At 62.7% G+C, this 24,260-nt stretch carries 28 protein-coding genes and 1 tRNA gene; 10 read left to right on the top strand and 19 right to left on the bottom strand.

The features are described from left to right. Positions 1 to 74 precede the first annotated feature (74 nt). From NKH73_RS27820 to NKH73_RS27780, 9 genes are all read right to left on the bottom strand, one after another. Positions 75 to 2,396, bottom strand: coding sequence for a hypothetical protein (locus tag NKH73_RS27820; protein ID WP_352937701.1), 2,322 nt, complete (start codon positions 2,394 to 2,396; stop codon positions 75 to 77). Between the two features lie 90 nt (positions 2,397 to 2,486). Beyond that, the gene (locus NKH73_RS27815; protein ID WP_352937699.1) at positions 2,487 to 3,017 is read right to left on the bottom strand and encodes a hypothetical protein; all 531 of its coding nucleotides are present in this window, start codon (positions 3,015 to 3,017) and stop codon (positions 2,487 to 2,489) included. 2 nt (positions 3,018 to 3,019) lie between these two features. After that, the gene (locus NKH73_RS27810) at positions 3,020 to 3,679 is read right to left on the bottom strand and encodes a hypothetical protein (RefSeq protein WP_352937697.1); all 660 of its coding nucleotides are present in this window, start codon (positions 3,677 to 3,679) and stop codon (positions 3,020 to 3,022) included. 208 nt (positions 3,680 to 3,887) lie between these two features. Then, positions 3,888 to 6,344, bottom strand: coding sequence for a phage tail protein (locus NKH73_RS27805; protein ID WP_352937695.1), 2,457 nt, complete (start codon positions 6,342 to 6,344; stop codon positions 3,888 to 3,890). Continuing rightward, positions 6,344 to 6,943, bottom strand: coding sequence for a phage connector family protein (locus NKH73_RS27800; protein WP_352937693.1), 600 nt, complete (start codon positions 6,941 to 6,943; stop codon positions 6,344 to 6,346). The genes NKH73_RS27805 and NKH73_RS27800 overlap by 1 nt, the downstream gene beginning before the upstream one ends. Positions 6,944 to 7,243: 300 nt before the next feature. Then, complete coding sequence (locus NKH73_RS27795; protein ID WP_352937691.1) at positions 7,244 to 7,495, bottom strand: hypothetical protein; 252 nt, start codon at positions 7,493 to 7,495, stop codon at positions 7,244 to 7,246. Positions 7,496 to 7,701: 206 nt separating this feature from the next. Next, entirely contained in the window at positions 7,702 to 8,691 is a 990-nt protein-coding gene (locus NKH73_RS27790) for a Coat protein (protein WP_352937689.1), read from the bottom strand. Between the two features lie 88 nt (positions 8,692 to 8,779). Then, positions 8,780 to 9,688 carry a hypothetical protein gene (locus tag NKH73_RS27785; RefSeq protein ID WP_352937688.1) on the bottom strand — a complete coding sequence of 303 codons (909 nt, stop codon included), beginning with the start codon at positions 9,686 to 9,688 and terminating at the stop codon, positions 8,780 to 8,782. Between the two features lie 214 nt (positions 9,689 to 9,902). Then, positions 9,903 to 10,475: a hypothetical protein gene (locus NKH73_RS27780; protein WP_352937687.1), complete on the bottom strand. Its 573-nt coding sequence runs from the start codon at positions 10,473 to 10,475 to the stop codon at positions 9,903 to 9,905. Positions 10,476 to 10,763: 288 nt separating this feature from the next. Between NKH73_RS27780 and NKH73_RS27775 the strand changes: the two genes are divergently transcribed. Continuing rightward, positions 10,764 to 11,078 (top strand): YMGG-like glycine zipper-containing protein, encoded by a 315-nt coding sequence (locus tag NKH73_RS27775; RefSeq protein ID WP_352937686.1) that lies wholly within the window; start codon positions 10,764 to 10,766, stop codon positions 11,076 to 11,078. 413 nt (positions 11,079 to 11,491) lie between these two features. On the opposite strand, the gene NKH73_RS27770 is transcribed toward NKH73_RS27775, so the two are convergent. Then, positions 11,492 to 11,812: a Bbp19 family protein gene (locus NKH73_RS27770; RefSeq protein ID WP_352937684.1), complete on the bottom strand. Its 321-nt coding sequence runs from the start codon at positions 11,810 to 11,812 to the stop codon at positions 11,492 to 11,494. Beyond that, positions 11,809 to 13,569 (bottom strand): portal protein, encoded by a 1,761-nt coding sequence (locus NKH73_RS27765; RefSeq protein WP_352937683.1) that lies wholly within the window; start codon positions 13,567 to 13,569, stop codon positions 11,809 to 11,811. Before NKH73_RS27765 ends, NKH73_RS27770 begins: the two co-directional genes overlap by 4 nt. A 128-nt stretch (positions 13,570 to 13,697) precedes the next feature. Here NKH73_RS27765 and NKH73_RS27760 point away from each other — a divergent pair, with 128 nt between their 5' ends. Then, entirely contained in the window at positions 13,698 to 14,312 is a 615-nt protein-coding gene (locus tag NKH73_RS27760; RefSeq protein ID WP_352937682.1) for a methyltransferase domain-containing protein, read from the top strand. Positions 14,313 to 14,647: 335 nt separating this feature from the next. On the opposite strand, the gene NKH73_RS27755 is transcribed toward NKH73_RS27760, so the two are convergent. Both NKH73_RS27755 and NKH73_RS27750 read right to left on the bottom strand, forming a co-directional pair. Further along, positions 14,648 to 15,217, bottom strand: a complete 570-nt coding sequence (locus tag NKH73_RS27755) for a hypothetical protein (protein ID WP_352937680.1) — start codon at positions 15,215 to 15,217, stop codon at positions 14,648 to 14,650. 20 nt (positions 15,218 to 15,237) lie between these two features. After that, positions 15,238 to 15,993 (bottom strand): phage terminase large subunit family protein, encoded by a 756-nt coding sequence (locus NKH73_RS27750; RefSeq protein ID WP_352937679.1) that lies wholly within the window; start codon positions 15,991 to 15,993, stop codon positions 15,238 to 15,240. A 55-nt stretch (positions 15,994 to 16,048) separates the two neighbouring features. Here NKH73_RS27750 and NKH73_RS27745 point away from each other — a divergent pair, with 55 nt between their 5' ends. Then, on the top strand, positions 16,049 to 17,014 hold the full coding sequence (locus NKH73_RS27745; protein WP_352937678.1) for a hypothetical protein: 966 nt from the start codon (positions 16,049 to 16,051) through the stop codon (positions 17,012 to 17,014). Between the two features lie 51 nt (positions 17,015 to 17,065). Here NKH73_RS27745 and NKH73_RS27740 read toward each other — a convergent pair whose 3' ends face one another. Genes NKH73_RS27740 through NKH73_RS27730 form a run of 3 tightly spaced genes read right to left on the bottom strand, consistent with a single transcriptional unit; the run spans position 17,066 to position 18,558 of the window. Further along, positions 17,066 to 17,773 (bottom strand): terminase large subunit domain-containing protein, encoded by a 708-nt coding sequence (locus NKH73_RS27740; protein ID WP_352937677.1) that lies wholly within the window; start codon positions 17,771 to 17,773, stop codon positions 17,066 to 17,068. Next, positions 17,700 to 18,128 carry a hypothetical protein gene (locus NKH73_RS27735; protein WP_352937676.1) on the bottom strand — a complete coding sequence of 143 codons (429 nt, stop codon included), beginning with the start codon at positions 18,126 to 18,128 and terminating at the stop codon, positions 17,700 to 17,702. Before NKH73_RS27735 ends, NKH73_RS27740 begins: the two co-directional genes overlap by 74 nt. Positions 18,129 to 18,132: 4 nt before the next feature. Next, entirely contained in the window at positions 18,133 to 18,558 is a 426-nt protein-coding gene (locus NKH73_RS27730; RefSeq protein ID WP_352937675.1) for a hypothetical protein, read from the bottom strand. Between the two features lie 570 nt (positions 18,559 to 19,128). On the opposite strand from NKH73_RS27730, the gene NKH73_RS27725 reads away from it, so the two are divergent. Then, the gene (locus NKH73_RS27725) at positions 19,129 to 19,434 is read left to right on the top strand and encodes a hypothetical protein (RefSeq protein WP_352937673.1); all 306 of its coding nucleotides are present in this window, start codon (positions 19,129 to 19,131) and stop codon (positions 19,432 to 19,434) included. 36 nt (positions 19,435 to 19,470) lie between these two features. On the opposite strand, the gene NKH73_RS27720 is transcribed toward NKH73_RS27725, so the two are convergent. The 3 genes from NKH73_RS27720 to NKH73_RS27710 all read right to left on the bottom strand — a co-directional run bounded on the left by NKH73_RS27720 (position 19,471) and on the right by NKH73_RS27710 (position 21,295). After that, the gene (locus NKH73_RS27720; RefSeq protein WP_352937672.1) at positions 19,471 to 19,824 is read right to left on the bottom strand and encodes a hypothetical protein; all 354 of its coding nucleotides are present in this window, start codon (positions 19,822 to 19,824) and stop codon (positions 19,471 to 19,473) included. 159 nt (positions 19,825 to 19,983) lie between these two features. After that, the gene (locus NKH73_RS27715) at positions 19,984 to 20,421 is read right to left on the bottom strand and encodes a DoxX family protein (RefSeq protein WP_352937670.1); all 438 of its coding nucleotides are present in this window, start codon (positions 20,419 to 20,421) and stop codon (positions 19,984 to 19,986) included. 127 nt (positions 20,422 to 20,548) lie between these two features. Then, entirely contained in the window at positions 20,549 to 21,295 is a 747-nt protein-coding gene (locus NKH73_RS27710) for a tryptophan 2,3-dioxygenase family protein (protein ID WP_352937669.1), read from the bottom strand. Between the two features lie 158 nt (positions 21,296 to 21,453). On the opposite strand from NKH73_RS27710, the gene NKH73_RS27705 reads away from it, so the two are divergent. From NKH73_RS27705 to NKH73_RS27680, 6 genes are all read left to right on the top strand, one after another. Then, positions 21,454 to 21,924, top strand: coding sequence for an Lrp/AsnC family transcriptional regulator (locus NKH73_RS27705; protein WP_352937668.1), 471 nt, complete (start codon positions 21,454 to 21,456; stop codon positions 21,922 to 21,924). A 555-nt stretch (positions 21,925 to 22,479) separates the two neighbouring features. Beyond that, on the top strand, positions 22,480 to 23,013 hold the full coding sequence (locus tag NKH73_RS27700) for a hypothetical protein (RefSeq protein WP_352937667.1): 534 nt from the start codon (positions 22,480 to 22,482) through the stop codon (positions 23,011 to 23,013). 138 nt (positions 23,014 to 23,151) lie between these two features. Continuing rightward, positions 23,152 to 23,225 (top strand) — tRNA-Gln (locus NKH73_RS27695). 113 nt (positions 23,226 to 23,338) lie between these two features. Continuing rightward, positions 23,339 to 23,521 carry a DUF3606 domain-containing protein gene (locus NKH73_RS27690; RefSeq protein WP_352937666.1) on the top strand — a complete coding sequence of 61 codons (183 nt, stop codon included), beginning with the start codon at positions 23,339 to 23,341 and terminating at the stop codon, positions 23,519 to 23,521. Positions 23,522 to 23,735: 214 nt separating this feature from the next. After that, complete coding sequence (locus NKH73_RS27685) at positions 23,736 to 23,891, top strand: hypothetical protein (protein WP_352937665.1); 156 nt, start codon at positions 23,736 to 23,738, stop codon at positions 23,889 to 23,891. Between the two features lie 181 nt (positions 23,892 to 24,072). Then, positions 24,073 to 24,258 carry a hypothetical protein gene (locus NKH73_RS27680; RefSeq protein WP_352937664.1) on the top strand — a complete coding sequence of 62 codons (186 nt, stop codon included), beginning with the start codon at positions 24,073 to 24,075 and terminating at the stop codon, positions 24,256 to 24,258. Positions 24,259 to 24,260: the final 2 nt, after the last annotated feature.

Below are 24,260 nucleotides of genomic sequence, written 5' to 3'. Positions count from 1 at the left end.
CGACAAGCTGGCTGAGAACTATCTTGCCGCTCTCAAACTCGTCGCAATCCGCATCTGGCTACGCGGTAATGAGTCTACGTCCTAGTACGAGGTCGAATGTTTGATACGTGATCTAGCCCTCCGTCGGCCAGCGGTTTCTCATGCGACACATCCATATTTCGGCCCGTAGCTGGATCCTTAGGCCAAGGCTGTCCGTGCAGCAGTTCCCATTCCTTGCGGAGAGCCCTGTTCGTCGTAGTGCGTTTGGTAGGAATGCGGTTAAGGTCGTCCGCATCAATGCTTTTAGCTGCTAGATACTCTGCACCAGCCGGAACTTCAGGCGCTTCAACCTTTGTGCTTGTAAGCGCTTCTACCCTTTCAGAGTCACGTGCTGTTGCTACGGCCCCCTCACTTCGGAATTCGGCAGTTGCCTTTCTAGCGGCTCCGCCTTCCGCAAGTTCAGACGTGAGATCTGCCCCCTTGGGGAGAAATTCCTCCAGCGGCTTGGCAAGCTTGCCGGCGCTCTTGAGCCCGCCACTCAAGAACCCGGTGGGAACAACGCCCACCGAATTGAGCACCCCTTCTACATAGTTGCCGCTCTCGAAAGCCCTTTTTGCTTCTTGCGCTGAAAACAAGGCGCCGACCAACGGCATGAAATCGACCAGCGAACTATCATTGCCGCCAGCGCCTCTGGAGCCGAGCGCGCCTTGGACGACTTTTCCCCAAGCGCTACTCGCCTTATTATCGCCAATCGCCCATGCGGCGACTTTGTCGCGTAGGGTTTGGTCATACTTGCTGAGCTCTCCAAAAGCTGGCGGGTTCTGCGCCATGACAGCCAATTCGGCCTCGTGCGCTTGCATCTCCGCCGGCGTCATCGGCAATTCGAGTGCCGTACCTCGCAGCAGACGAGATAAGCCGGCGCGAGCAAGTTGCCCGGATATAGCCGCAAGAACACTCGGATCGGACGTCCCGGCAAACAGACGGCTTAAAGCTGCATCCTTGCCGCTTTGCGATCCGTCTAGGTCGAGGAACGTGTCAACGAGGTTTTTGACAACACTCTGCGGCAGCGGCTGGAAGTTCTTGATGCCAAGCTGCTTCTGCGTGGCGACAGAGCGGGCGATCGCCTTCTGATAAGCGGCCGGATCGTAACTGTCGGGCTTCGACACTTTGTTCCATGCGGTGTCCAGGCTAGGGTCGACTTTGCGAGCAAAGTCGGCGGGAGCGGCAGCGCGGGCCTGCAAAACCTGCTTGGCGGCAGAGGCGGTTATCTCAAACTGTGCCTGATCCCTTTCCGGCGTTGCACTGCCTGGTTTGGGCTTGGCCGCCAGCACCTTTGCCTCAATGGTGTCGTTCGGCATTCTGACCATGCCGAACGCCTGGCGGCCGGCATCGAACGTCCTGTCGAGGCCTTGAAGTTGTTTGCCGCCCTCCTCGGCGCCGTAGACGGCAGTGAAGTCGTCGGGGCCTGGAATTTCTCCTGAATAGTTGCCGGTATACATCAGGGCGGCCGGCGCATTCTGGTGAGCGAGGTCGATGTTGGTGCGCGCATCGAAGAGTTGCGCCGTCATCGCCACCTGCGCCTTCTGGTCGAGATCCTGCACGTCATCCGGCGACAATTCGGCGATCCAGGGAGCCGCCGCCCAGACGGCCTTTCCGTCGGACTGCACGGAATCTCCGCGGACCGGTCTTTCGTCGGGCGGAAGGCCACCAGTAAGCGCTTCGCGCAAAGCCGGTGCGGCAGACCCACTCGCCGGTGGTCCACCTACAGCCTCAACGGTATCGTCCTTAGTCCTACCGCCGTTGACCGGCTCCGCCCCCAGCATCTCGGCGGCGCGCTTCGGGTCCTGGGCGATCATCGCTTGGACGAGCGCCTTTGCCGTGTTGCTGCGCCAGGCCGCTTCGGCCGCTTGCCTGGCTGCCGGATTGCCTATTTTGCCGATGAAGTCGAAGCCGCTCTGCCTGATCGCCTCGAACGTTGCGGTGTCGTTGGGATCGCTCTGCGCGATGGAGCCGGTGTAGAAGTTATCGACCTTGCTCCACTCGGCCAGCTCATACTCGTCACGGCGCGCCTGCTGCCTGGTGGCCATCCGCGCCGAACCGGCCGCGCGCAGGATTTCTTTCTGCTTGCTGAAATTTGCGCGCTGACCCTCGGGTATTTTCGGCAGGGTGCCATCGAAAAGCGTGTCGAACAGGCCTGATTTGATCACCTGGCCGGTGCGCGGATCGACCTGGCCATACATTGTGTCATGCAGGCCGCCGCCGTCTGCCGGCGCGTTTTGGGTCGCGTCATTCTCGGCCTGCGCGATCTGCCCGTCGAACTGCCGGCGGACGATCTCAGCATCGAACGCGTCCTGCTGCTCTTTCTGCTGCCGGTAGCGCTCGGCGACGGCCGTAAGCTCGTCGCCAAAGCCTTGCATGGCTGCACCGAGCGGCGAGCCGCCGGGATAGGAAACCACGCTACCGGTATCGAGCCGGCGCTGGGCAAGCTGGAGGGGGATGGTGGCCATCTAGTTGTTCCCTACCCACGGGGCCCTGAGGGCCGAGCTGCCGAAGATCACGGCTCGGCTCGGCACCGCGCTGGCTGCCGCGCCTGGGATCGCCGCCTTGGTCGGGTCGTAGATTTTGGAGAGGCCATCGACGAGATTGCCGCCGGCCTTGAAGATCGAGGCGCCTACCGCCTGCTCGCCGGAAAAGCGCGAAATCGCAGCCTGCGTGGTCAGAGTGTTCTGGCGCAGCCGCGAGCCGTACTGGATCGCCTTGATGTCGAGCTCGCCCTGCCTGGCATTGGCGGCCAACACTTCGGTCGGCGAGCCTGATATGCCGACGCCGGAAGCGCCCGCCTGGGCGCGCGCCTGTGCCTGCAAGAGTTCCTGCTTGTGACGCTCCTGGCCCTGTTCAAAGGCCGCGCTTTGAGCCTCGGCCTGAGCTTGCTGCTCATAGGCCTTGGCCTGATTATCGGCCATCTGCCGCGACTGCTGGCCCTCGACCAGCGCGCCGCCGACCGAAAGAGCCGTGCCGATAAGGGCAAGTGTGCACATGATCAGCCTCGTTCGCTGGCGGGAGTGAATTTGCTTTTGACGCCTTCCACCGGCGCGCCGAGCGCCGGGCGCGGGTCGAGCGCGCCGCCGGGGCTGAGGAAGGACAGAAGCAGTCTGTCGGCCTGGATCGCCGGCCGGCTGAGACGGGCAGGCACTGACGCGCGCGATCCGGCCATGGCAGCGCGCCGGGTGGTGGTCAGATTGATCTTCAGCTCGGCAACGCCGGCGGCGTCGAACAGGCCGTTGGCGGTGGCAATGGTGCGGCTCAAGGCATCGGCCTCGAACAGCTCCTGGCGTAGCTGCTCGACCAGCCAGTGGACGGTGCGCCAACGCTCGCCGAGCGAAGTGGCCTTGGACTTGATCTCGTCGCCAAGTGCTGCGATGTCGGCGTGGGCTTCGCTTTCGGCGGCTTCGGCGCGGCGCTTGTTCACCGCCTCGACGGTTTTCTCCAGCAGCGCGATTGCCGCGTTGCAGTCGGTGAGCGCGGCGCGCACCTCGCCCAGGTCACCGTTGCCGAAGATCGCGCGATCCTCGGCCTGTTCCAGTTCCTGTTTGCGGGCGGCAGCATTGTTGAGGTCGGTGTCGAGCAAGGCGATGACGGCAGCGAAATCGGCAGCCGTCCGCGCCCTGCCGAGATCTTCGGCATGGGGGATTATGTTCACGGGGAGTTCCTTGTGGGAAAGCGATGGAGGGCGGAGCGGGTGATCTCCCCCCTCGAGGGGGAGATGGCCGGCAGGCCAGAGGGGGTCGTCTCGCGAGGAGCGCCGGCGTTCTCGCCCGCGATGGAAGCGATAGGAGGCCGCGTCAGGACGTGCGACCCCCTCTGTCGCCTTCGGCGACATCTCCCTTCGAGGGGGAGATCAGTGCTTGCTAAGGCTCGGCATCAAATACCGGCGTGAACGCCCGGATGGTGCAGGGCGTCGGGTTGACGTGGCGGATCTTCACTCTGCCCTGCCCTTCCCAGCTGTCGTCGATCGGCACCTCGACGTTGCCGGTGAACAGCGTTGCCCGGCCGTCTGGCGCGACGATGCTCGGCATGCGCACCTTCTCCCAGCGGCCGCGCAGGAAAGACTGCACTTCGAGCCCCGACGTGTCGGTCTCGAGCAGCGACAGCATCACCTTGGCGATCTTCTTGCGGCGGCCGACAACGGAGCCGTCGCGCCCGCCGACATCGAGTTCCAGCGTGTTGGCCTCGGACTGGTAGCCAAGCCCGACCTGCCATTTGCTGGCCACGGCGCCGCCCGGCAGCGTCACCTGGCCGGCGGCGACGGGCAGGCCCCTATAGACCTTGCCGCCGGCCAGCACGTCGACGCTCTCGCCGTCGAGATGATCGAGCCCGGAGACTGCGTTGACGGCGGCCCCCGAATAGGTCAGGCCGCAATCGACCTGGAAGGCGTCGTCGAGGCCGCCATATTCGAACGGCGCCGTCATGATCTCGATGGTGCGCTTGGTCACGCCGCCGATGCTGCGCTTGACGAACAGCCAGATATCGTCGGCGCCGTTCTGGCCTGGCGTCACAACCGCACTTTCAACGATCGCCCATTCCGAACCAGTAAAGGCGCCGCCGAGGCGATGCCGGTGCATGCCGCGCACGTCCTGCGACGGCTGGTGCGTGTAGCCCCCGAGCTCGCCATTTTCGAGTGGGAACCACAGCACCGGATCGGGGTCGGTCTGGAACGCCAGCTCGACGACGCCTTGCTTGGGAATGTGCTCGGAGATCTGGCCGATGTCGTCGGAGGTGAATTTATTGACCGAGGTCTGCACCAGCTCGGCGATCGATTTGCGGCTGCGAGTGACATAGAGAAACGACTGCCCGGCGGCGACCGGGCGGATGCGGGCGCAGCCGAAGGTGCGCGAATTGCGGTTCTTGAACGAGGACGGTGTCAGCGCCTCGTCAATGCCGGAGCCCGACAGCGCCCGGATGCCGCCTGATGTGCCGATCAAAAGCGCGCCGTCGGAATCGGCGATCCAGACGATATCGTTGGCCTGGCCGCCGCCGGCCTGGACGAATTCCAGCGCGGCGTCGTCCTTCTCGCCCAGCGCAAAATTGTCGAAGTCGCCGGTCGCCGACGCATAGACCGAAAATCTGCGGCTGAAGGCCAGCCGTTCCTCATGGAGCGAACCGCTTTCGACATATTTTCCGGGCACGAATGTCCCGAGCCGCCAACGGGTAATTGGGCTAAGATCGGGCAGCGCATGTCCATAAAGCTGGATGGTGACGACCGTGGCGCTGGTCCGGCTGATGATCTTCGCCCAGCGCCAGCGGCCGTCAGAGCCCAGCAAGCGGACAGCCCGCCCGATATCGCTGTTTTGAAAACCAGCATCGTCATTTATCCCGATGATCGAAGAGGCTGTGAGATTGAACGGCGTCTGGCTCGCCGCCGCCTTGTTCATGGTCACTTCGGCGAACTGGGACGATCCTTGCCCGTTGACGCTCAACCAACGGAAGCGGTGATATTCGAACGCCGCCTTGTTGAAGAACTCGTAATATCGCGTCTCGCCACCAGACCAGCCGGATTGCCCGGTCTGGCTGTCAAGCGCCGTCCATGTAGAGCCGTCGTTCGAACCTTCAATCTTCCACGAAACAGGCTGGCGGCCAACGTTGACGCTGTCTGTTGCGGTGACATAGTAAGCGTCGACGATGACCTGTGCCCCGCCAGCTTGTTGATATCCAACAAAGCCGGATGTTACTCCGCTCCATTCAACGTCGGTGCCGACGTCCTTGTCGAAAGCCTCCCATGCATCGGCCGCCGCGCTGGTCGATGTAACAGTTCCCGATGGTGAGATGAGACCCGTCATCGCCGGTGTCAGCGAGCCGTAATCGGCCGGCGTCAGCGTCGTCGATGTATCGTTGATCGCGTCGTAAGGGCCGTCGTCAAACTCGTAATCCTTCAGCGTCCATGTCGTGTGCGCTGTCCTGGTCAACACCTTCAGCGGATAGTCCTTGTGGCTGATCCACATCTGGTCGGCCGATTGCAGATAGGCGAGATCGAAGAGGTCGGCTTCCGCATAGGGCGAAGCGATCTCGACCGTGCCAACGCGGGCGCCATAGGCATAGACCCGGATATAGAAATCGCCGAACTCCAGGCAGTAGGCCTGCTCCGAGGAGAAGATGAACGGGATGCCGCGTGTTGTCTTGGCCGCGTTCTTTACCTCGCCGACGAATATGGTGCCGCCGCGTTTCCTGATGCCGCCATGCGGCAAGGTGACGAAGTTCTCGCATTTGGAAAGCGCTGCCCGATAAAGATCGAGCGAAGCGCGCGCGTGCAATCGCGGACTGATCTCGCCACGAACGAATGTGTCCTGGACCGGATAGAGCGTCGTCATCAGCGCACACACCTGATATCGCCGCGCTGGATCGCCCAGGACGATGTCGAAAGCCTGCCGCCACGCTGGATGGCGTTGGCGTGGAACGCCGCGTCGAGCGCCCGGTCATAGGCACCGCGGGCGATATCGATCATGCCCGCCTTGTGGGTCAACGGATGCGCGATCTTGGTGGCGAGCGCTGCAACCAGCACTTCGGTGAACAGCGCGTCCCAGTCGTTCGGATCGGTCAGATTGGCGACGTAGCGGATGAGGCGCGGCCCCGGCTGGTCGCAATAGATCAGCCCGGCCTCCTGGCGCCACGAGATCGGGATGCCGTCCAGCTCGCCATTGTGGGTCAGTGGCAAGGGCCGCAGGCAGTCCACCGGCAATTCATAGGCAAAGTTCAGCGTGCCCTCGCCGCTGCCGGTATCGGACCCGGCGACGGCAGCCGCCAGGATGGCGAACACCCAGGCGTGTTTCGTCAATTCCGCCTCCCGCGTCAGGTCGAAATGCATATTGAGCAAACGCGCGGGTTTCACATCTTGGTCAAGTGAATCGATCGGTGCCTCATCGAGTACGCCAAGCGCCATGTTGGCGATGTCGAGCGGGGTGATGGCCATGATTTAAGGGCCTCCGTCAGTGTGGATCGGGAAAGGCAGGGCATGGCGGCCCCACGGCAAAAAGCCGCTTCGTAGCGGCTGGGGATTTGGTGATTTTTGGCTTGAGCAAAACGTTCGCACGTCTTGTGCGTGGAACCCGTCACGATACCAACCACCCGTCAGGAACGGGTGGCTCGGGCTGCATTTTTGGTCCCTTGTGCCCGTTCGAGCACGGAAAAAGACGATAATATGATGGCTATTGCAGTTTCACGATGTCGCCGGGCAGCGCGGCGATGACTTGCGGCCTGAAATCCCGCGGCATCAGCCGAGGCGTGCGCTCGTCGAGATCCGCCGCCCTGCTTCGGCTGGCTTGGCAAGAGCGCTTGCTTGCAGCTTTCCAGTGCCCCCCGCCATCGCCAAACCCTTGTCCAGAGCATCTTGAAGACTTGTCGTGTAGTAGGCGGTGTTTTCCAGACCGCTGAAGAAGTTTATTCGGTGAACTTCCCCCTTTTTGCTCATGACAATGCCCGCTTTTCGGAGCACTTCCTGAACTGCCTTGTATGTCATGTTCATGATCACCCTCCTTTGCCAAGAAAAGCAGCATCGCCCTTTTGTGTAACCGTTCGGTGACGGCGATTGGTCGACGTGCAACAGCAGTGTAGCCAGATCTACTCGGATCACTTTGGGCAGCACGGCGCGCGAATTGGGATTCGCCAAAATGGCCGGTCTAGCGCCCAGAAGGGGCGGAGCCTCTGAGGCCCCGCCCCTTCTGGCCCCGCTCAGGCCTCGGTCGTCCTCAGCGCGATGAAGGTCATGTTCTTGACGCTCGACGCCGTGCGGTCCCAGTTCGCCGCCAGCGCCAGTTCGGCGTCAGTGGCAAATTCGCCGGCCGAAGAGGCGTCGAGGAAGCGCGTGCCCGGAACGTGCGGGACGAAGTGCCGGCGGCCGACCATTTCGGTGACGCCGCCGCCATGGCCCTGGCGCGGCTTGCGGTCGAACTCCAGCGGCCCGCCTTCGGTGTTGACCGGCAGCTCGTTCCACAGGATCGCCTTGTCCTTGAACATGAAGGCCGTGTAGACGCCCGCCGCCACCGGAATGTCGTCGTCGACGACAGCCCGCAAGCCCATGTAGTACGGGATCAGCGGCCCGCCCTGCTCGGAGGGCGGCACATAGTCGATGAGGTCGGCGAGCTTCAGCGCCTTCATCTGCTTCGAATGCATCCAGATCGTCTTGAACTTGTCGGCGCGGTCGCCCATCAGATAGGCGGCTTCGATGATGTCGGTGTCGACGATGGAGGCGCCGGTCGTGCGGACCAGGTCGCCCGCATCATTGGCGATGTTGTCGGCCAGCACGCCTTTCAGGATGCCGAGCAGCGTCAGCTTGTTGGCACGCTGCCAGTAGTCGGTCTGGCGGCGCACGATCAGCTTCTGCGGGTCGTCGCCGGCCAGGATCGAGGTCAGGTCAGGAATGCCCCACGCCTGGGCGCGGACATTGCGGGCGGCGACCTCGCGGCGGGCGCCGATCTTCTTCATCTCGATCGAATCGGCCGGATCGTCATTGACCGGCTCGGACGGATCGTTGCCGAGATCCTTCCAGCCGGGCATGTCGACGGAACGGCCGCCCATGGAAAGCTTCGAGGCGATGGCCGGGTCGGAAAACAGGATCCCGGCTTGATAGATCTCGAGCGACTGGACGTGCTCCTCGAACGAGTATTGTGCATAAACGGACGGAACGATCGCGTCCGCGATACGGGTATAGGCGTCTGCCATTTTTGTCTTCCTTCAGGTTTGGTGGGGGCGGCTAGACCATGATCCCGAAAAGTGGGAACCGGTTTTCGCTGGAGATCATGGTCCAACTTCAGAGGGGATTGTTGGGCATCCACAGGTCGGGGTTTTCGCCGGCCTCGCGTGCCAGCCGGCGGGCGCGGGCGGGGTCGCTTTTGACGAGGGCTGAGATATCAGTCAGGTTGCGTTCGCCGGCGGCGTTGCGCTTGAAGGGATTGCCTCCAATCAGAGCCGCGCCACCGTCGATCGTGTCTTCCCTAAACATCGCCTCGCCGATGGCGTGGAACGCCTTGGCGATTTGCGGATCGGTCAAGGCGCCGTCAGGCAGGAGGATACCCTTCGCCTTATAGGCATCGACCACGCCGAGCTTCTTCATTGCCCGGTTGGCGACCTCCAGTCTCCGGCGGAAGCCGTCGCTGTCGGTCGGTCCCCAATCGCGGACCAAGTCGTCGTGAGTGGCTTCGACCGACCGGGCAAGGGCGATCTGCTGCACCTTGGCCTGCTCGGCCATGTAGCCGACGAAGCGGTCGTGATAGGCCTGCGCCACCTTTGGGGTGGCACCTGCTTCGACCGCCCAGGCCTTGGAGGCATTGGCGAGCTCATCCGAATAGGCGAAGTTTTCGGGAAGCCCGTCGGGGCGCCTGTACTCGACCTTGTCAGGCGATGTCAGCGGACGCATCGCCTCCGGCAGCCGGGCATGGAACCTGTCCCAGTCTTCCCCAGGTGCGTCCGCCGCGGGAACGCGCAGGCTCTCACCCTGCTGCCGCTCCAGCTCCGCATAGGATGTGAAAACCCGATCGAGGCTTTCAGGCTTAGTCCAGCCCTTGGTTTCAGCAAGCTTGCGGTTGCCTTCGGAAAGACCGTCAAACCAACTTTTTGCGGCCGGCGGGGCGGACCCGTTGTCCCCGATGGCCGGTGGCCGTGCAAGGTTGCCCGCCGGCGGCAAAGCCACCACGGACCCGACGTCTGCCAGATCTGTCATGAGATGTTCCTTTGTTGAGAATTAAAGGCCGATGATGAGAGCACCGGCTGCGAAGCGTGGTATCTCCCTCCTCGAGGGGGAGATGGCCGGCAGGACAGAGGGGGTAGCCGCGCGTGGAACGCCGACCTCATATGTCGCCGGAGGTCACGCTCAGTCGCACCGACCCCTCTGTCGCCTTCGGCGACATCTCCCCCTCAAGGGGGGAGATTAACGCCTAGACATTATCCCCCCAGTTCTCCCAGAGCAGCGTGATCGTACCCGTAATTGCCAGCGTGCCATCGGCGTCGATGTCGGTGCCGGTGGCGAACGCCAGGTTGAGGTAGAGGTCGACTGGCGTCGCAGTCCCATCGAGCGTCAACGGCGCAACCACATCGGCGACCGATGCGGTCGATAGTGCAATACCGGCGCCGTCCAGCGTGCGGCCGGTCGCGGCCAGAACGTTGACCATGGTGCCCGCGAGAGCAGCGCTCGACGCCGGCGCCGACCCGAGCGACCAGGTGAGTGCCGCATTGTCGTTGATGGTCGAGGCGCGGGTGGTCAGCACGGCGAATTGCAGCCTTGCGGTGCCGCCCTTGATGCGCACCTTGCCGCCGAGGAAATCGAAAAGCTTCTGACTGGCATAGGCAAGCGTATCGGTGACCGACACTTGCATGGCGTTGAACGAAAAAACGGTGCGGTATGCGCCGCCCTGCCCGCTCGTTCTGGCGGCAAGCCCGGACTTGGGCGGGGCAAAACCGGCCTCGCGGGTCGCGGCACGGGAAAGCGTCCGGGAAAGACCTCGGGTCATGGCATTCTCCATTCTTGGGGGATTTGGGGGATCGGCTGGACCCGCCGCAGGCGGGTTCGTTGCGGCCGGAGCCTGATTCATTTCGATAGAGCCCAGCTCTATCATCTTGTTAAACCATGATTTTTATGATTTTTTTGTTTGACCGTGATCTTTCCGGACCGGAGGTCTCGTTCATCAAGACGAAAGAAACCATGTCTTATTTCGTGAGGCGCGGTGCCCCCGTTCCGCCGCAATGCGATCGCACTTGGGAATTTATTCGGCCCTTCGGCCTTCAAAGGAGGACTTTACATGATTAAGAAAGCCATTGCCGCCGCGCTTCTGACTGCCGTGCTGGCAGGGTGTGCGCAGACCGAAGGCCAGCAGAGAGCCGGAACCGGCGCGTTGATCGGCGGGGCGGGCGGCGCGCTCGTCGGTCAAGCGATCGGCGGCAACACCAAGAGCACGGTTATCGGCGCAGCCAGCGGTGCCCTTTTGGGTGCGGTCGTCGGCAGTGCAACCACGCCGCAGCGGCGCGGCGAGCAGCTTTGCCGCTACCAGGATCGCAACAGCGGCCGCATCTACACCGCACCTTGCGACGACCGCTACTACGAAGGCAATTATTGAGCGTAGCGCCCCTTCTCCCCGTTCACGGGGAGAAGGTCCCGGCAGGGGATGAGGGGCAGCGCAAAGTTCTGAAATGCTGGCACCGCCCCTCACCTGCCCTGCCAGCATCCTCCCGTAGGTTCGTGGGCTTGCAAACCGAAGCGGGCCTCCGCAAGGTCAGTGCTCCCCGCACCCTACCCATCCGTCCGTGCCGCCTTCTCCAGCGGCGCTGCGCCGGCGGTCCGGCTGGTGCCGCCGCCTTCGCGAGTCATGAATTTTGGGGAGGTCGCCAATGACGGCGCCATTGGCCAAACAGGGCTTGGCCTTCAGGGGCCCTATTCTGGTCCCGTTGTGAGCTGGGCGGGTTCGTGGACTCGCATGAATGATAGGCCGGAGCGGGCCGTAACCACGGTGAGCCGGCGCTCCTAAAGTCCTTATCCCTCCGCCCTCGCCGCCTTCTCCAGCGCCGCCAGCTGCGCCGCGTCCAGCGTCAGAAACCCCATAATGTGCTGCACCACTTCGGCGCGCGCGTTGCTCAAGGCGCTATGCAGTTCGAAGCCGTTCGGTGTCCTGGTCCTGGCCATCCATTCGCCATAGGACGGGCGGCGATAATAGCCTGCCGTCGCCGCGAGGTCGGCCAGCACCATCTCGCCATCCTGCCCGGAGAACACCCGGAGATAGGCCTTTGCCAAGGCATCGCGCGCTTTCGCCGGACCACCGGCCTGCCCGGAATGGGCGAAACGTTTGCGGCTCATGCGCCGGCACCCGGCGCAGCCGGGCCGCCCGGCATGTCAGGCTGACCGCCCTGCAGCATGCCTTGCAAGCCATCGAGCAGACCGCTGTCGCGCGCCTGCACGGCGGCGGGCACGGCGTCCTTGGCCACTTTGCCGGCGTTGGCGATCGCCGCCATACCAGCTTGGGCTTGTTGAGCCTTGGCTCTGGCGTCGCGGATACCGGCGACCTCGTCCTGGCGGCGAAAGATGCGCTGCGGGCTGCGGCCGGCGCCCTGCACGATCTTCAGCGCCTCGTCGCCGTCGATATTGTCCATGACGCCGGGATCGAACTGCGCCATCTGCATGGCCGTCGTCACCACCTGGATGGTGTCGCGCGCCTCGGCCGAGCGGCGCAGCACGTCGAGCGGACCGGTGAAGGTCGGCCGTACTGCCTTCCCGGCCAGGCTCGCCGGCGGCAGGAAGCGGCTGTCTTCGTCATACAGTCCTTTGTCTTCCAGGATGCCCAACTCGCGGTCGAGATTGCTGGCGAATCCAGCCTGGATGATCGAGCCGGATGGTCCGAGCAGCGCGCCCTTCTCTTCCTGCCGGATCAGCGCTTCGGTCGCTGTCATCTGCGGGTTCTGCACCAGCGTCTGGAACAGATTAACGAACATCATGTCGCGGATCTCCTCGGCCCGGCTGTCGGCATAATTGAACGCATAGGTCGGGTTCTGGCCGGTGGCGATCGGCGCGATCAGCGGCCGTCCCTGGTCGTCGATCAGGCCGGGATAATTCTCGCCGGGATTGAGCACTGGCACATAGTCGAGCCGCGCCTTCGAGGCGGTCGCCGGATCGGTGATCTGCTGCAGGGCGCGCAGGCCCGAGCGGCGCACGGCGTTTTCCTCGCGCACCGTGGTCAGCGCCTCGATGGTCGGCGAGATGCCATAGGGGTCGCCCTCGTAGCGGCGCCAGTTGAAGCACGACACCGGGAAGGAGCGGAAACCGCTCTCCCTGACGATGACCTCCTCGTCCTCGATGACGTGATAAGAAGCGAATGCCGTGTCGAGATACTGGTAGGAGCCGCCCAGCCGATACATCTTGCGCTCGTCGCGCGGTTGGATGCACTGGATCAGCGAAATCTTCGTCTCGCATTTGGCCGGGTCGTCGACCAGCATCTTGATCCGCGCCGGCAGCTTCTCATAGCCGAGCAGCTGCGCCGCCTGCCGCGCGGTGCGCTCGTAGCGGCGGTGGAAAATATCGACCTGGCCCCAGCGGTTGCGCGAGAGAAAACCCTCGACCACCGGAATCGAGGCATAGCGGATCAGCGTGCCGCCAAAACCCTCCTCGGCATAGAGATAGGCCGGACCGTAGCGCACGACATTGCGCAGGCAGGCTTGCGTCGCCGGCACGAAGTTCGAATTGGCGGAATAGCGCAGCGCAAACAGGAAGTCGCGCAGCGCTTCCGCCCATTCCTTTTCTTCGTCGCTCTCCTCGTCATTCATGGCGGCGGTCGACAGCCCGTGCCATTTTTCCGACTGCGGGATAATCAGGCTTTCGAGCCCCGCGGCCAGCCCGTTGGCGGCCGAGTTGATGGTATTGGCGTAGACGCGCGCACCGCGCCGCTCCTGCCGCTCGGCCTGTGAGCCCGCGCTGGATTGCCGGCGGCCATTCCAGAAATCGGGCGCATCGGGATCGCAGAATTCCGACACCGCCTCCCAAACAGCCTCATACTGGCTGCGCTCGCTCTCCAGTTCTGCCTGTCGCGACAGGATATCGTGGGCACGGGAATCGCTTGTCATGGCAATCTTTCTTCGGTGGTGTCGCTTGTTCGAGGCTCAGATCTTTTTCTGAGAGCAGGTCGAATTTTGCCCACTTTTTCGATGTTCAAAGATAGCGCGGTGGGCCTTTGCAGGAGGCCAATGTGGCAATGACGGAAAGCCTACCCGGTGCCTTGACGAGGCGAAGCAAGCAGGTTGCAAAGCGGCTTATCGGCTACGATTCCCGCAACTGGCTGCGCATCACGCAAATCGAGGCGTTCACCGCGTTTCTTGAGGCCGACGGCCGCAAATCATCTGACGTGATCGAGGTTTCGCCCGGCTGGAACCGCTACTGGAAGACGATGTGCTCCAATTATACCTCGGTCGATTTCCCCGATTTCGACATCTGCAAGGACCGCACCGACCGGCAATATTCCGTCGTCATCGCCGACCAGGTGCTGGAGCATGTGCAACGCCCGCTCGCCGCAGCACAGAATATCCACGCCATGACCAGACCGGGCGGCTGGGCGATGGTGGCGACACCGTTCCTGTTCAGGGTGCATGCCAGGCCGCACGACTACAACCGCTGGACCCCCGCCGGCCTGAAGCAGGTACTGGTGGAAGGCGGCTTTCCGGAAGCGGGCATAGAGGTGTTCAGCTGGGGCAACAAAGCCTGCGCAAAAGCCCATATCGGCGGCCCGGTGCGGGCCTACGGCCTATGGCGCGACCTCAGTAACGACGAGGAATATCCGCTGATGGTCTGGGCGTTCGCGAAGAAAGCGTAATCTCCCCCCTCGAGGGGGAGATGTCGCCGAAGGCGACAGAGGGGGTCGCCGCGCGTAAGGCGCCAACCTTGATCTGCCGCAGGAGGCCGCGTCCGGTCGCGCCGACCCCCTCTGGCCTGCCGGCCATCTCCCCCTCAAGGGGGGAGATTATCCCCGCCGCTTCACCAGCCGCGCCAGCCGCCGCCAGTACCACCAGGGCCAGCCGCACCGGTTCCTGAACACCCGTTTCATCGCGCCCATTTCACACCCCCAGAAGTACGCGGCGCTGGCCGGTGAGATCACCGGGCGCGAGATCGGTCTTCACCGTGCCGGCTGTGCCCTGGCGCTGCTCGAGTTCAGCCCGAAGTGCTGCCTCGCGCGCCTGCACGTCCTTGTCGGCGATGGTCGGTGTCGAAGGCAGCGGCTTCAAGGCGGGTGGTTTTTGCAACAGACACATGGTTCCAGCTTTCTCTTGTCCAGTCGAAGAGGATGAAGGTTTCGCCGTTGCGGCCATAGCCCGGCAGACGGCAGCGTTCAGTGGCGCCGAGCCGGCCAAGCCAGCGCAGCGCCAGTTCATTGGCGGCAAGCGCCCGCGCCTCGACCCGCCAGGCGCCACGCGCCGCAACCTGCGGCCCGAGCGCCTCGTGAAAGAACCGCGTAATCCCAGGAACGCAGCGCCTCATGCGGCGCGTGCCCCAGCTCCAGGCGATCCATAAGCCGCCGCGCTGTTCGGCGGCGCCGAAGCCGGCTTCCGGATTGCCGTCCAGCTCGGCGACATAGGCAAAACCCTGCAGCGCCGTCAGTGCCAGCAGCGCCGGTGACCACTGGTCGAGCTGGCAGGCGATCTCGGCGCGGTCTTCGGCGCGCAGGTTGGCGGCGATGTAGGACAGGTCGCGCAGGGTGGCGGGGATGATACGGACGGTCATGGTGTATGGCTGCCGTCAAGTTACCGAAACGCCCCTAGCGGATCGCTCTGCCCCACCTGCCTGCGCGCCGTCCTGAACTCCGCCGGATCCACCATCGCTTCCCTCAGCATCATCACGCCGTAGCGGGTCGCCGCCATCAAATCGTCGCGCAGCTTCACCACCTGGCCGCCCCTGCGGTGGTAGAGGCGGAATTCCTCGAACCAGGGCAGAAGTGTCGAGAACACCTTGAAACGACCGGATTGCATGCGATCGAGCATTTCCATCAGCCCGGCTTCGACCGAGACCGAGCCGTCGGCGAACTGCGCATGGCTGGAAAGCATGTTCAGCCCGTGCGCGGCATACTGCCGGGCCAACGCTATGCCCGCACCTTCCAGCGTCTCGCGGCGGCCGTCGCGCGGCCATGCCCAGGGCAGCCATTCGCCCCAGGGTTTGAGCGTCAGCGCCTGCATGGCGGGCGTCTGCTGCGACGCCCGGCAGGCCTTTGCGACGTAAACGACGTCGGCCTCCGTATCCCAGGCCAGCTCGACCGCGGCCGACGGATGGTCCCAGCCGAAATCGAGCGCGCCGAGCCTTGGCCAATAGCGCGGCAGCCGGAACGGCTCGCAGGCGATCAGCTCCTCGGCCACCGGAAAGATGCGGCCGGAGCCCAGCACCGGAATGCCTTTGGCCCGCGCCTCACGCTCATGCGCTGGATAGGCGGCGACGATCGCGGCGCGCTGGTCGGGCGTATAGTGCCCGGCATCGGCGATGGTCATGAAGGTGACGTGACGGGACATATTAGAGTTCCGTAATTAAATTGCCGCGGCGAGCGACTTCCACTGATCTTTCCCTTTGCGGCTTTATGCGCTAGGTCTTGCCCGGCATCGGCGAAACCGATGCTTGTTGGGCCGGAGCATTGCGCGTGGCCTGTACTCTACGCGGGTGGGAAAGCCACTCTTTGCCATGACAGATCTATTCGAGGCCATGCGCCTGTCCGCCGAGGACAGCGAGACCGCTCATCTTTTCTTCAGCGAAGGCGGCAAGATCCTGCTGCCACTCGGCAAATCGACAAATGCCATGACCGGTCCGGAAATGCTGCAGCGGCTGATGTCGCCCTCCGATGACGACAACGGCGCGCTTGCCAACGACTTTCTCAGTGAGCTCGGCAAGACGGTTCCGCTGGAAAGCCTGCGTCTCCTGCTCATATCGGGCAATGCCCGGACGCGAGCAACAGGTGCGTTTCTTGCCACGTTTCAAAACCAGAACATCAGTTCGATGGTGGGCGAACTGGCCGCGTTGCTGGCAGATGACAACCCGCGCACGCGCTTCGATGCCTTAGAGTCTATCTTGCGATGCAGCACGCGTGGCGATGGCGACTATCTGGCGCAAGCATTGTTTGCTCTTGCAGATGTGCATGAGGGTGTGCGCATGGGAGCCATCCAGTTCGTGCGCTTTGCAAAGGACTGGCAGTTGAAGTTCGCCCGCCAGCGCGCCGCATCGCTCAGGCCGGCAACGCCGTTTTCGTCGATAGCGGAAATTTCCGGGCAGTGGCGGGACGATGCGTCAGGCACGATCCATGCGATGCTGGACCATGCCGAGCCGGTGGTGAGGCGCTACGGTTTGGGGCTGGCCGGCCGTGCGAGATTGATGGTCGTTGACGCCTATATCGAATGGGCGCAGGCGTCTGCCGATCCAGAAAACAGCAAGCTGTCGACGGATTGCTTCGAGCACAACCAGATATCGCAGCATGCGGTCTGGCATTCATCATTGCCGGCAGCTGCCCGAACTCGCCCTGACCGAAAGCGGGCGCGAAGGTGACGCATGCCGATGGCGATAGGCGAGGAACGAAGTCCTCGGACGGACCGACCACTAGCCCCTCACCATCTTCTCCATCTCACCGGCCGACAAGAACAACAGCACCACCTCCGACATGCCGAGCAGCGGCGTGAAGGTGACGATGGTGATGCCGCCCGTCGCATTGGTGCGGGTCAGCCCCTCGGAATAGATGTCGAGCGGCGGTTCCTCGTCGAACCAGACGCCGTGCAGTGTTTCGCCCTGCCACTTCTCGCGGCCCTTCTCAAAACTCTTGAACGACAGCACCGATTCATCGGCCTGGACGTCGCCGCCTCCGCCATGGCGGACCACGACGCTGTCCAGCCCATGGGGCGCGCCGCGCCCCATGATGGTGCTGACAATGGCATCGGCCGGTATCATGCCGGTGCCCCACGCCGCCGGCTGCTGCGGCGGGCCGATCAGCATGCGCTGCGGGTTGTCGCGCGTGCCCTCGGCGGTGACGCCGGCCGCCCACAGCCGCACGGCCGTGTCGAACACCTTGCCTCGCCACCACTCGGGATAGCGGCCGGTCAGGTGCATTGCCCATTCGGCACCGCCGGCCCTTGTCTTGCCAAGCTGGTTGCCGGCCATGAACAGCCGCTCGCGGCTGGTCGCACCCGCCGCGTGGAACTCGGCCTGTTTTGGATAGGGCCGGTAGGCGGCAAGCTGGTTAGCGCGGCGTCTGCGGTCCAGTTCGCTGAGCAGGCTCAGATACTCGGTTTTTGCCGCGGCCTGGCTTTTCAAGGCCAAGCTTTTCGAGGCTCGGCTTTTCGAGGTCCGGCTGTTGGAGGAACGGCCGGAGGACGGCTTCGAGGCCGCGGATGCGCTGCCTGATTTCGTCATCGCTCAATCCATCCAGAGTGTTGATGTTGGCGCCGAGATCCTTGGGCAGCACCGACAGCACGATCTTCAGATACTGGTCGGGCTTTTCACTGCGAACCTCGGCGATGACGCCGGCGCCATGCGCCCGGAAATCGGCGCGGATCGCTTCCAGGAAACCATCGGCCAGCGTCTTTTTCGTTCGCTTCGGCCGGCTTGAGGACCTGGGTTGCGGCGTGGATTTCGCCGCAGCCGGCGGATCGTCGGTGACCTCCGCCATGCCGCTACTCCGCAGTTCCGGCGCGCGCCGCGATCTCAGGCCTCGCCGTTTTCTTGACCGCCTGCGTTGGTCGCTTGCGGGACTTCGCCTGCTTGCCGGCGCGCTTTGCCTTTGGTTTCCGCGGCCGGCTTGCCGTACCGGGCCTTGCCACAGCCGTGCTGCCGGGCTTTGCCTTGCCGGTCGCTGATAGGGCTTTGAGCGCCACCCTGACGACACTCACGGCACCGTCGCTGACGCCCGCTTGCGGAAACCCGAAGCCACCGGCCGCATCGACGGGACCGCCCCGCACCATGCCGATCAGCACGCCGGGCGAAACCTGTTCGACACGGCCAGCGCGCCCCTGCGGCGCCGCACCCTCGAACTGGCCAATGGCGCTGACGACCTCGCGGCCGTCATCGTCGGTGATGATGGTTGCGTAACGATCGGACATGGGGATTCTCTGGAATGCGCGGTGTGCGTTGACCGAAATACTTTGACAAAGCTCGTGAGTGAAACCGACGACCACACACGTCGCGTTCCTTCGCGCCCCCGATCCCGCCGGACATCTCCCCCACATGGGAGATTGCAGCTAGAGCGCAGTCCCCATTCCGCGATGCCGGTGATTGGCGAAAGCCGAGGTGACAGCCGATCTCCCTCCTTGTGGAGGAGATGTCCGGACGGACAGAGGGGGTGCTGTCCCGCCGACATTTGATCTCGGCAACACAGGCAGCAAGCGTTCGAAAGGGGCTTGAAACAAAAAACCCGCCTCGGCGGGCGGGTCGTTGGCGCAAATCAGCACCATGCCCAAATCTATAGCATAGCTGCCGGCACGATGTCAATGGTCAAGCGGTCGATTAAAGGAAAAAATTCCTGAACCGAGCGATTTGCACATGAAAGCCTGCGAAGCGCCCGATCCCCGTACCGCCATGCCGGATCGGAAAAGACGCTCGCGCGTTTGCAGCTTGATGCATGCCGCCAAGCGCGGAACGCGACGTGCTTTAGCCAATGGGAGCAACCAGCCATGAATGTCGCCAATCTGCAACTCGAAGGCCTGCTGATGGCCGTCGCATCGATCAACCAGGTCCTTGTCCGCAAGGGCGTGCTCTCGGTCGAGGAGATAGACATTGCCTTGCGCAAGGCCGAAGCCGGCGAGACCAGCGAGGAGCGGTCGGAAGGCATGTCGGCGTCGAGCCGCGATGCCGTCAACTTCCCGATCCGGCTGCTGGAACTGGCCAATCAGTGTCAGCCGGAGGCGGACATGCCGTCATTCTCGAAACTGGCGCGCATGGTCGGCCAGATGAAGGAACCCTACAACGACCAGATGTAAGGCGGCGAACAGAACTGACGCGCCGAGGCGGCCGGTCTAGCGGCCCTGCATGATCCTGATGAGTTTGCTGTGGTCGGCGGCGGGCGAATGCAGCTTCACATAGTCGGCGTAGGTCAGCCTGCCATTGGCAAGGGCATTATTGAGACGGCTGCAGAAGGCTGTCTCGTACTTCGCCACGCTCACATTCATGAACGCGGCATAAGTCTTCTTTTCGCCGAGCGGCGTAGCTTTCTCTCTTGCAATGCAGTCCTTGATGACCATGCGCTTCACGGCACGGCTACCTTCAAGCGTGGCATGCATCGAGTTGAACTCGCCTTCCGTCAGCGTGGTGCAGCCGGCAAGCAGTGACGCGCCGACGATGACGGCAGCAAAACGCGTGGCGATACTCATGAATTTCCCCCAAAAGACCCGTGTCTTGCCTATCGCGTTCAAAGTCACAAGTACAGAGGCAATATAAGTCCATCTTCGCCGGGCCGAAACATTAGAGGAAGAAAATATATCGGACTACGCCACCGGCCTGCTCCGTGCTTTGCGGCCGCAACTCCCGGATCAGGATCTGGCGAATGCACGGTTCAGCGTCAGCACTCGGCCAGGCCCATGCACGGCGGCAAACAGCAGTCCGGCCAGGAAGGTGAAATGGTCGACGAAGAAGCCGAACTCGGCCTGGTTGCCGGCCCAGTGGGACGGCCCGTGGAAGGCAAAGCCGAGGAAGATGACGTAGACGGCGGCAACGAGCGCGGCCGGTGTGAAGAAAGCGCCGGTCAGGAAGCACACGACCAGCACCACTTCAAGCAGCGCCGCGCACCAGGCCAGAAACAGCGGGAACGGAAATCCGACGGCGGCGATGTAGCCCGCGGTGCCACCCATATCGGTGAACTTGAAGACCACCGCCAGGAGGAAGACGGCCGCGAAGATCAGCCGGCCGATGAGGATTGCGGCAGTCTGCCACGGCGATTGAGTGAGTGATTGAGCGGTTTCCAACGACATGACATCCTCCAGGCTTGCGACGGGTTTCGCCCCAAGGACGATACACCAGCCGCAAACCCGACATCATCCCTGAGAATACTGGCTGGGCCAGCGCAAATGGCCGGCCGCCGCAGGTGCTGGGCTCGGACTACTCGGCCGCGTGGTGGCTGATCGAATCCCGCACAGTCCCATACTGGCTGCCCCAGCGGTCGGTCATGGCGCAGCGGACATCCCACAGTTCCGGAAAGAAGCGGTGGCGGGCGCCGGCCTCGAGCAGTTCGACCGGCCGGCCCTTCAGCGATTTCGAGCCCAGCCCGATCGAGCGATGAATGAGGTAGAGGTGGTTGGCGCGGAATTTCTGGAACAGCTCGTCGAATTCGATCAGCGCCTCGGCCACGACATAGCTGTCGCCATGATCGTATTGCGCGTCATAGACATCCTCGACCGAGAGCCCGCGGCCATCGAGATAGGAGGCTTTGAAAGCCCGCCAAAGGTCCGGCGGCATGCGCAGCAAGAGCTTGAAGCCCGGCGATTCCTGGCCGCTGCCATTGCCTAGCTGCAGCCGAATCTCCTGGTATTCCTTGGGCGACATGGTTTCGAGCAGGTCGAGTTGCGCCGTCATCATGCGCATCAGCCGATGCACGCGGCCCATCAGCGTGACGATGCGATGCGTGTTCTGCCGCTCGAGGAAGTCGACGACATCGACCAGCGTATAGGTGATGAGCTTCATCCACAGCTCCTCGACCTGGTGCACGATCTGGAACTGCAGCTCGTCGGAATTGACCATCTCGGCCAGCGGCTTCTGGCAGGCGAGAAGCTCGTCGCACCTGAGGTAGACGCCGTAGTCGCGCATCTCAGGTGCTTCGATGCGGGCATAATAGTCCGGCTTGTGCATGGCAGATGCTCCTTTGCCCGGCCCATCGGCTCAGGCATCTGTTTAGTCCGAGCCTGAAGGATAAGCGCTTTTGGCTTGAACATTGTTCCTTTCTGTTATCCAAATGGCGGAAAATGAAGGACGAAAGTCCATTGATAAAGCCATTTTGGAGAACGGTTATGCTGGATGCCCTCGACCGGAAGATCGTCGCGGCGCTGGAACGTGACGCGCGAATCTCCTTCGCGGTGCTCGCCGACGAGGTCGGCTTGAGCAAGACGCCATGCTGGAAACGGGTCAAGGCGCTGGAGGACGCCGGCATCATCCGCGGCTACTCGACGCGGATCGACCCGGCCAAACTCGGCTTCGGCATAGAAGCCTTCATCCAGGTGTCGATCGATTTCGAGCTTTCCGAAGCCTTCGAGACCGCGGTCCAGGCACATCCGCTGATCCGGCGCTGCCACGCCACGACAGGCGAAGCCGACTATCTCCTGCAGATCGTGACAGTCGACATGATGGCGCTGGACAGGATGCTGCGCGTCGAGCTCAGCCGCCTGCCCGGCGTGCGCCGGACGATCACCTCGATGGCCATGCGCGAGATCAAGGGTAACATTTCTTTCGCCAATGCCGTTGGGCACACGCAGAAGCGATAGACGCTCGTTCGATTTGGAGCCGATCTGCGGGATGGTTCAGGCTGCGGTTTTGTCGGGCTTGTCCGCCCGCCGTGCCGGGTCTGGGGCTGGATCGACGTCCGGCTCCTTCTGCGATCCGGCGTCAGCTTTCCGCTGCGGGCAGTCCTCGTAGCCATGATCGCGCCCGCCGCAATAGGCGCAGCATTTTGCGGGGTTGTCGGGGCGAAACATCGTCATGCATTGAAATGCACGTGGCACCCGTCTGGTTGCGTCGCACCGTTACTTTTCGCTTACATTAGGGATTTGGGTGCTGAATCCGAGGCTCTAAGGCGTGTAGCCCAGCACGGCCAGGACCGACAGTCCTGCAACCAGGCCAATTGCAATAACAATACCGAAATGCCGTTCCAGGAATCTGGGCGGCCCCTGCCAGTCGTATCGCATATCTGCAACTCCGCCGGGTAATCTGGGGCAGAGTGTTCTGGCGTCAAGGCCGGCAGCCCCTGACAGGCGGCAGAGGTAGACAGGCAGCTGCCATTGTCCTTATCGTGGTTCATACTGGAACGCGGGACGGCACTCATGCCCGAGCATCCTTCATCTGCGGGCGAAAGGCACCCCCAACCCGCCGCGGCACCTGACCCTCGCCTGGCCTTTGTTTATGCGGAGGCAGTGCGTGGTCTCCTACACCAGCAGAATGTGGTGGAGAGCCTCAATACACGGGCGGGCAATCTGATCTTTGCAACCGCGTTCGTGAGTTCTCTCCTCGGCGGCAGGGCTCTCCTGGATGGGCTGGGGCCGTGGGACTGGCTGGCGCTGGCGCTGCTTTTCCTGATCGGGCTGCTGGTCGTGATCATGTTGTGGCCCTACTACAATCTTACGTTCCGCTTCGATCCGGAGCAGCTGCTCCAGGATTTTGTCGATCAAGACCCTTCTGGAACCCAAACCCCTTCTGGAACCATGGATGTGATGCACCGCGCGCTTGCGCTCCGCATTAAAACCGACATGGCCAGCAACTGGCGGATCATTCAGCGCCTGCGCGTCGCGCTACAGCTTGCCTTGTTTCTATTGTTGTTGGAGCTTTTGGCGTGGATGCTCGCGATAGTCCGGGTCTAGGCTGAGGGCCGGGACAGTTCATTGGTTGACCCAGAAAGCTCTCGCGCTCATGGATCGGCGCGCATTTTCCGGGAATGAAGGCATGAAGCGGCTTCATGCGCGAATGAGAAAGTGCTAGACAGCGTCCACTTCCTCTATTCCCGCTTCGTCTAATGGTAGGACAGCGCCCTTTGAAGGCGTGAATCGTGGTTCGAGCCCATGAGCGGGAACCAACCGCGCCCGTGCCGATCAGGCTGCTGCAACGCGCCAGCACATTTTTAAAATTCACAAGGATGGTCGGCCGGACCAAGGGACCCTATAACGACCAGATGTGACGGAGGACGACATGGCCGACGACAAATCCAAGACCAAACAGGATCGCAAACCGGCCGCCGGCGAGGAGCCTTACGACGTTGCGGCTTTTGCGAAAAAATACGGTATACCGCCGAGCGAGGCCGCGACCATCATCAAACGGTACGGGCCCTCGAGAAAAAAGCTCGACGCGCACATGGCAAGCCGCAACGCCTGATCCGTATCCGCTTTCGTCGATCCGGACATCATCCGGTTGACCAAGCCGCCTGTTCCCGCCTGCCGGCGCTGTCGAGCGGATTCAACGCTAGGTTTCAAGAACGCAATAACTCATTTACTTTGACGCGGTACCACCCAGGCGGGAAATCGTTGGGGGTCGGATGTCGGATCGTGTACTGCGCTTTGAATGTGTCATGGAGCCAACCGGCCGGTGGATGATCTGGGACACCAGGCTCGATCTGCCGGCCCAGTTCTCGGCGCTTGCGCTGATCGGCCTGTGTCACGGTGAGGCCGTTTCGCTCTGCAGCCTCTTGAACGAGACAGACTCCGAGGCCGCCTCGATCGAGGCCCGGCAGAGCCGAGCCTCCTGATGGTAGCGCTGCCAGCAGCATAGACTTTCCTCCCTGGAACGCTGCCTTTGTCTGCAGAAGGCGTATTGGCCCGGCGGGCGGATCTCGCCCACCTGCCCGCTCGCCATTTGCCCGGGATTTTGCCTTGACAAACAAAGGTGCTATATTAGCTGACTAATCGATTCACAGTCGGCGAACCAGCATGGCGAAGAAGAAGTCAAAACTGGAACCTTCCAGCATTTCCGCAGTCTCTTCAGCGGAAGCCTATGAGGCGACCTATTTTGCCCGCAAGTGCGGCCTGACGCCGGATGAAGCGCTGAAGATCATGCGTGAAGCCCAGGACTGGGTCAGCACGACGACGTCATCTGGTGCCAAGCGGAAGAACTAGAG

The sequence above is a fragment of the Mesorhizobium sp. M0938 genome (assembly GCF_040319125.1).
GTDB lineage: Bacteria > Pseudomonadota > Alphaproteobacteria > Rhizobiales > Rhizobiaceae > Mesorhizobium > Mesorhizobium robiniae.
The sequence above is the reverse complement of the archived record's forward strand: the minus strand, read 5'-3'. Positions and strand labels throughout refer to the sequence as shown.

Bases quoted from the DNA above. Each gene is read 5' to 3' on its own strand.
- NKH73_RS27820 (WP_352937701.1), bottom strand. From the start codon at position 2,396: ATGCAAGGCTTTGGCGACGAGCTTACGGCCGTCGCCGAGCGCTACCGG.
- NKH73_RS27815 (WP_352937699.1), bottom strand. From the start codon at position 3,017: ATGTGCACACTTGCCCTTATCGGCACGGCTCTTTCGGTCGGCGGCGCG.
- NKH73_RS27805 (WP_352937695.1), bottom strand. From the start codon at position 6,344: ATGACGACGCTCTATCCGGTCCAGGACACATTCGTTCGTGGCGAGATC.
- NKH73_RS27800 (WP_352937693.1), bottom strand. From the start codon at position 6,943: ATGGCCATCACCCCGCTCGACATCGCCAACATGGCGCTTGGCGTACTC.
- NKH73_RS27795 (WP_352937691.1), bottom strand. From the start codon at position 7,495: ATGAACATGACATACAAGGCAGTTCAGGAAGTGCTCCGAAAAGCGGGC.
- NKH73_RS27790 (WP_352937689.1), bottom strand. From the start codon at position 8,691: ATGGCAGACGCCTATACCCGTATCGCGGACGCGATCGTTCCGTCCGTT.
- NKH73_RS27785 (WP_352937688.1), bottom strand. From the start codon at position 9,688: ATGACAGATCTGGCAGACGTCGGGTCCGTGGTGGCTTTGCCGCCGGCG.
- NKH73_RS27780 (WP_352937687.1), bottom strand. From the start codon at position 10,475: ATGACCCGAGGTCTTTCCCGGACGCTTTCCCGTGCCGCGACCCGCGAG.
- NKH73_RS27775 (WP_352937686.1), top strand. From the start codon at position 10,764: ATGATTAAGAAAGCCATTGCCGCCGCGCTTCTGACTGCCGTGCTGGCA.
- NKH73_RS27770 (WP_352937684.1), bottom strand. From the start codon at position 11,812: ATGAGCCGCAAACGTTTCGCCCATTCCGGGCAGGCCGGTGGTCCGGCG.
- NKH73_RS27765 (WP_352937683.1), bottom strand. From the start codon at position 13,569: ATGACAAGCGATTCCCGTGCCCACGATATCCTGTCGCGACAGGCAGAA.
- NKH73_RS27760 (WP_352937682.1), top strand. From the start codon at position 13,698: ATGACGGAAAGCCTACCCGGTGCCTTGACGAGGCGAAGCAAGCAGGTT.
- NKH73_RS27755 (WP_352937680.1), bottom strand. From the start codon at position 15,217: ATGACCGTCCGTATCATCCCCGCCACCCTGCGCGACCTGTCCTACATC.
- NKH73_RS27750 (WP_352937679.1), bottom strand. From the start codon at position 15,993: ATGTCCCGTCACGTCACCTTCATGACCATCGCCGATGCCGGGCACTAT.
- NKH73_RS27735 (WP_352937676.1), bottom strand. From the start codon at position 18,128: ATGGCGGAGGTCACCGACGATCCGCCGGCTGCGGCGAAATCCACGCCG.
- NKH73_RS27730 (WP_352937675.1), bottom strand. From the start codon at position 18,558: ATGTCCGATCGTTACGCAACCATCATCACCGACGATGACGGCCGCGAG.
- NKH73_RS27725 (WP_352937673.1), top strand. From the start codon at position 19,129: ATGAATGTCGCCAATCTGCAACTCGAAGGCCTGCTGATGGCCGTCGCA.
- NKH73_RS27720 (WP_352937672.1), bottom strand. From the start codon at position 19,824: ATGAGTATCGCCACGCGTTTTGCTGCCGTCATCGTCGGCGCGTCACTG.
- NKH73_RS27715 (WP_352937670.1), bottom strand. From the start codon at position 20,421: ATGTCGTTGGAAACCGCTCAATCACTCACTCAATCGCCGTGGCAGACT.
- NKH73_RS27710 (WP_352937669.1), bottom strand. From the start codon at position 21,295: ATGCACAAGCCGGACTATTATGCCCGCATCGAAGCACCTGAGATGCGC.
- NKH73_RS27705 (WP_352937668.1), top strand. From the start codon at position 21,454: ATGCTGGATGCCCTCGACCGGAAGATCGTCGCGGCGCTGGAACGTGAC.
- NKH73_RS27700 (WP_352937667.1), top strand. From the start codon at position 22,480: ATGCCCGAGCATCCTTCATCTGCGGGCGAAAGGCACCCCCAACCCGCC.
- NKH73_RS27690 (WP_352937666.1), top strand. From the start codon at position 23,339: ATGGCCGACGACAAATCCAAGACCAAACAGGATCGCAAACCGGCCGCC.
- NKH73_RS27685 (WP_352937665.1), top strand. From the start codon at position 23,736: ATGATCTGGGACACCAGGCTCGATCTGCCGGCCCAGTTCTCGGCGCTT.
- NKH73_RS27680 (WP_352937664.1), top strand. From the start codon at position 24,073: ATGGCGAAGAAGAAGTCAAAACTGGAACCTTCCAGCATTTCCGCAGTC.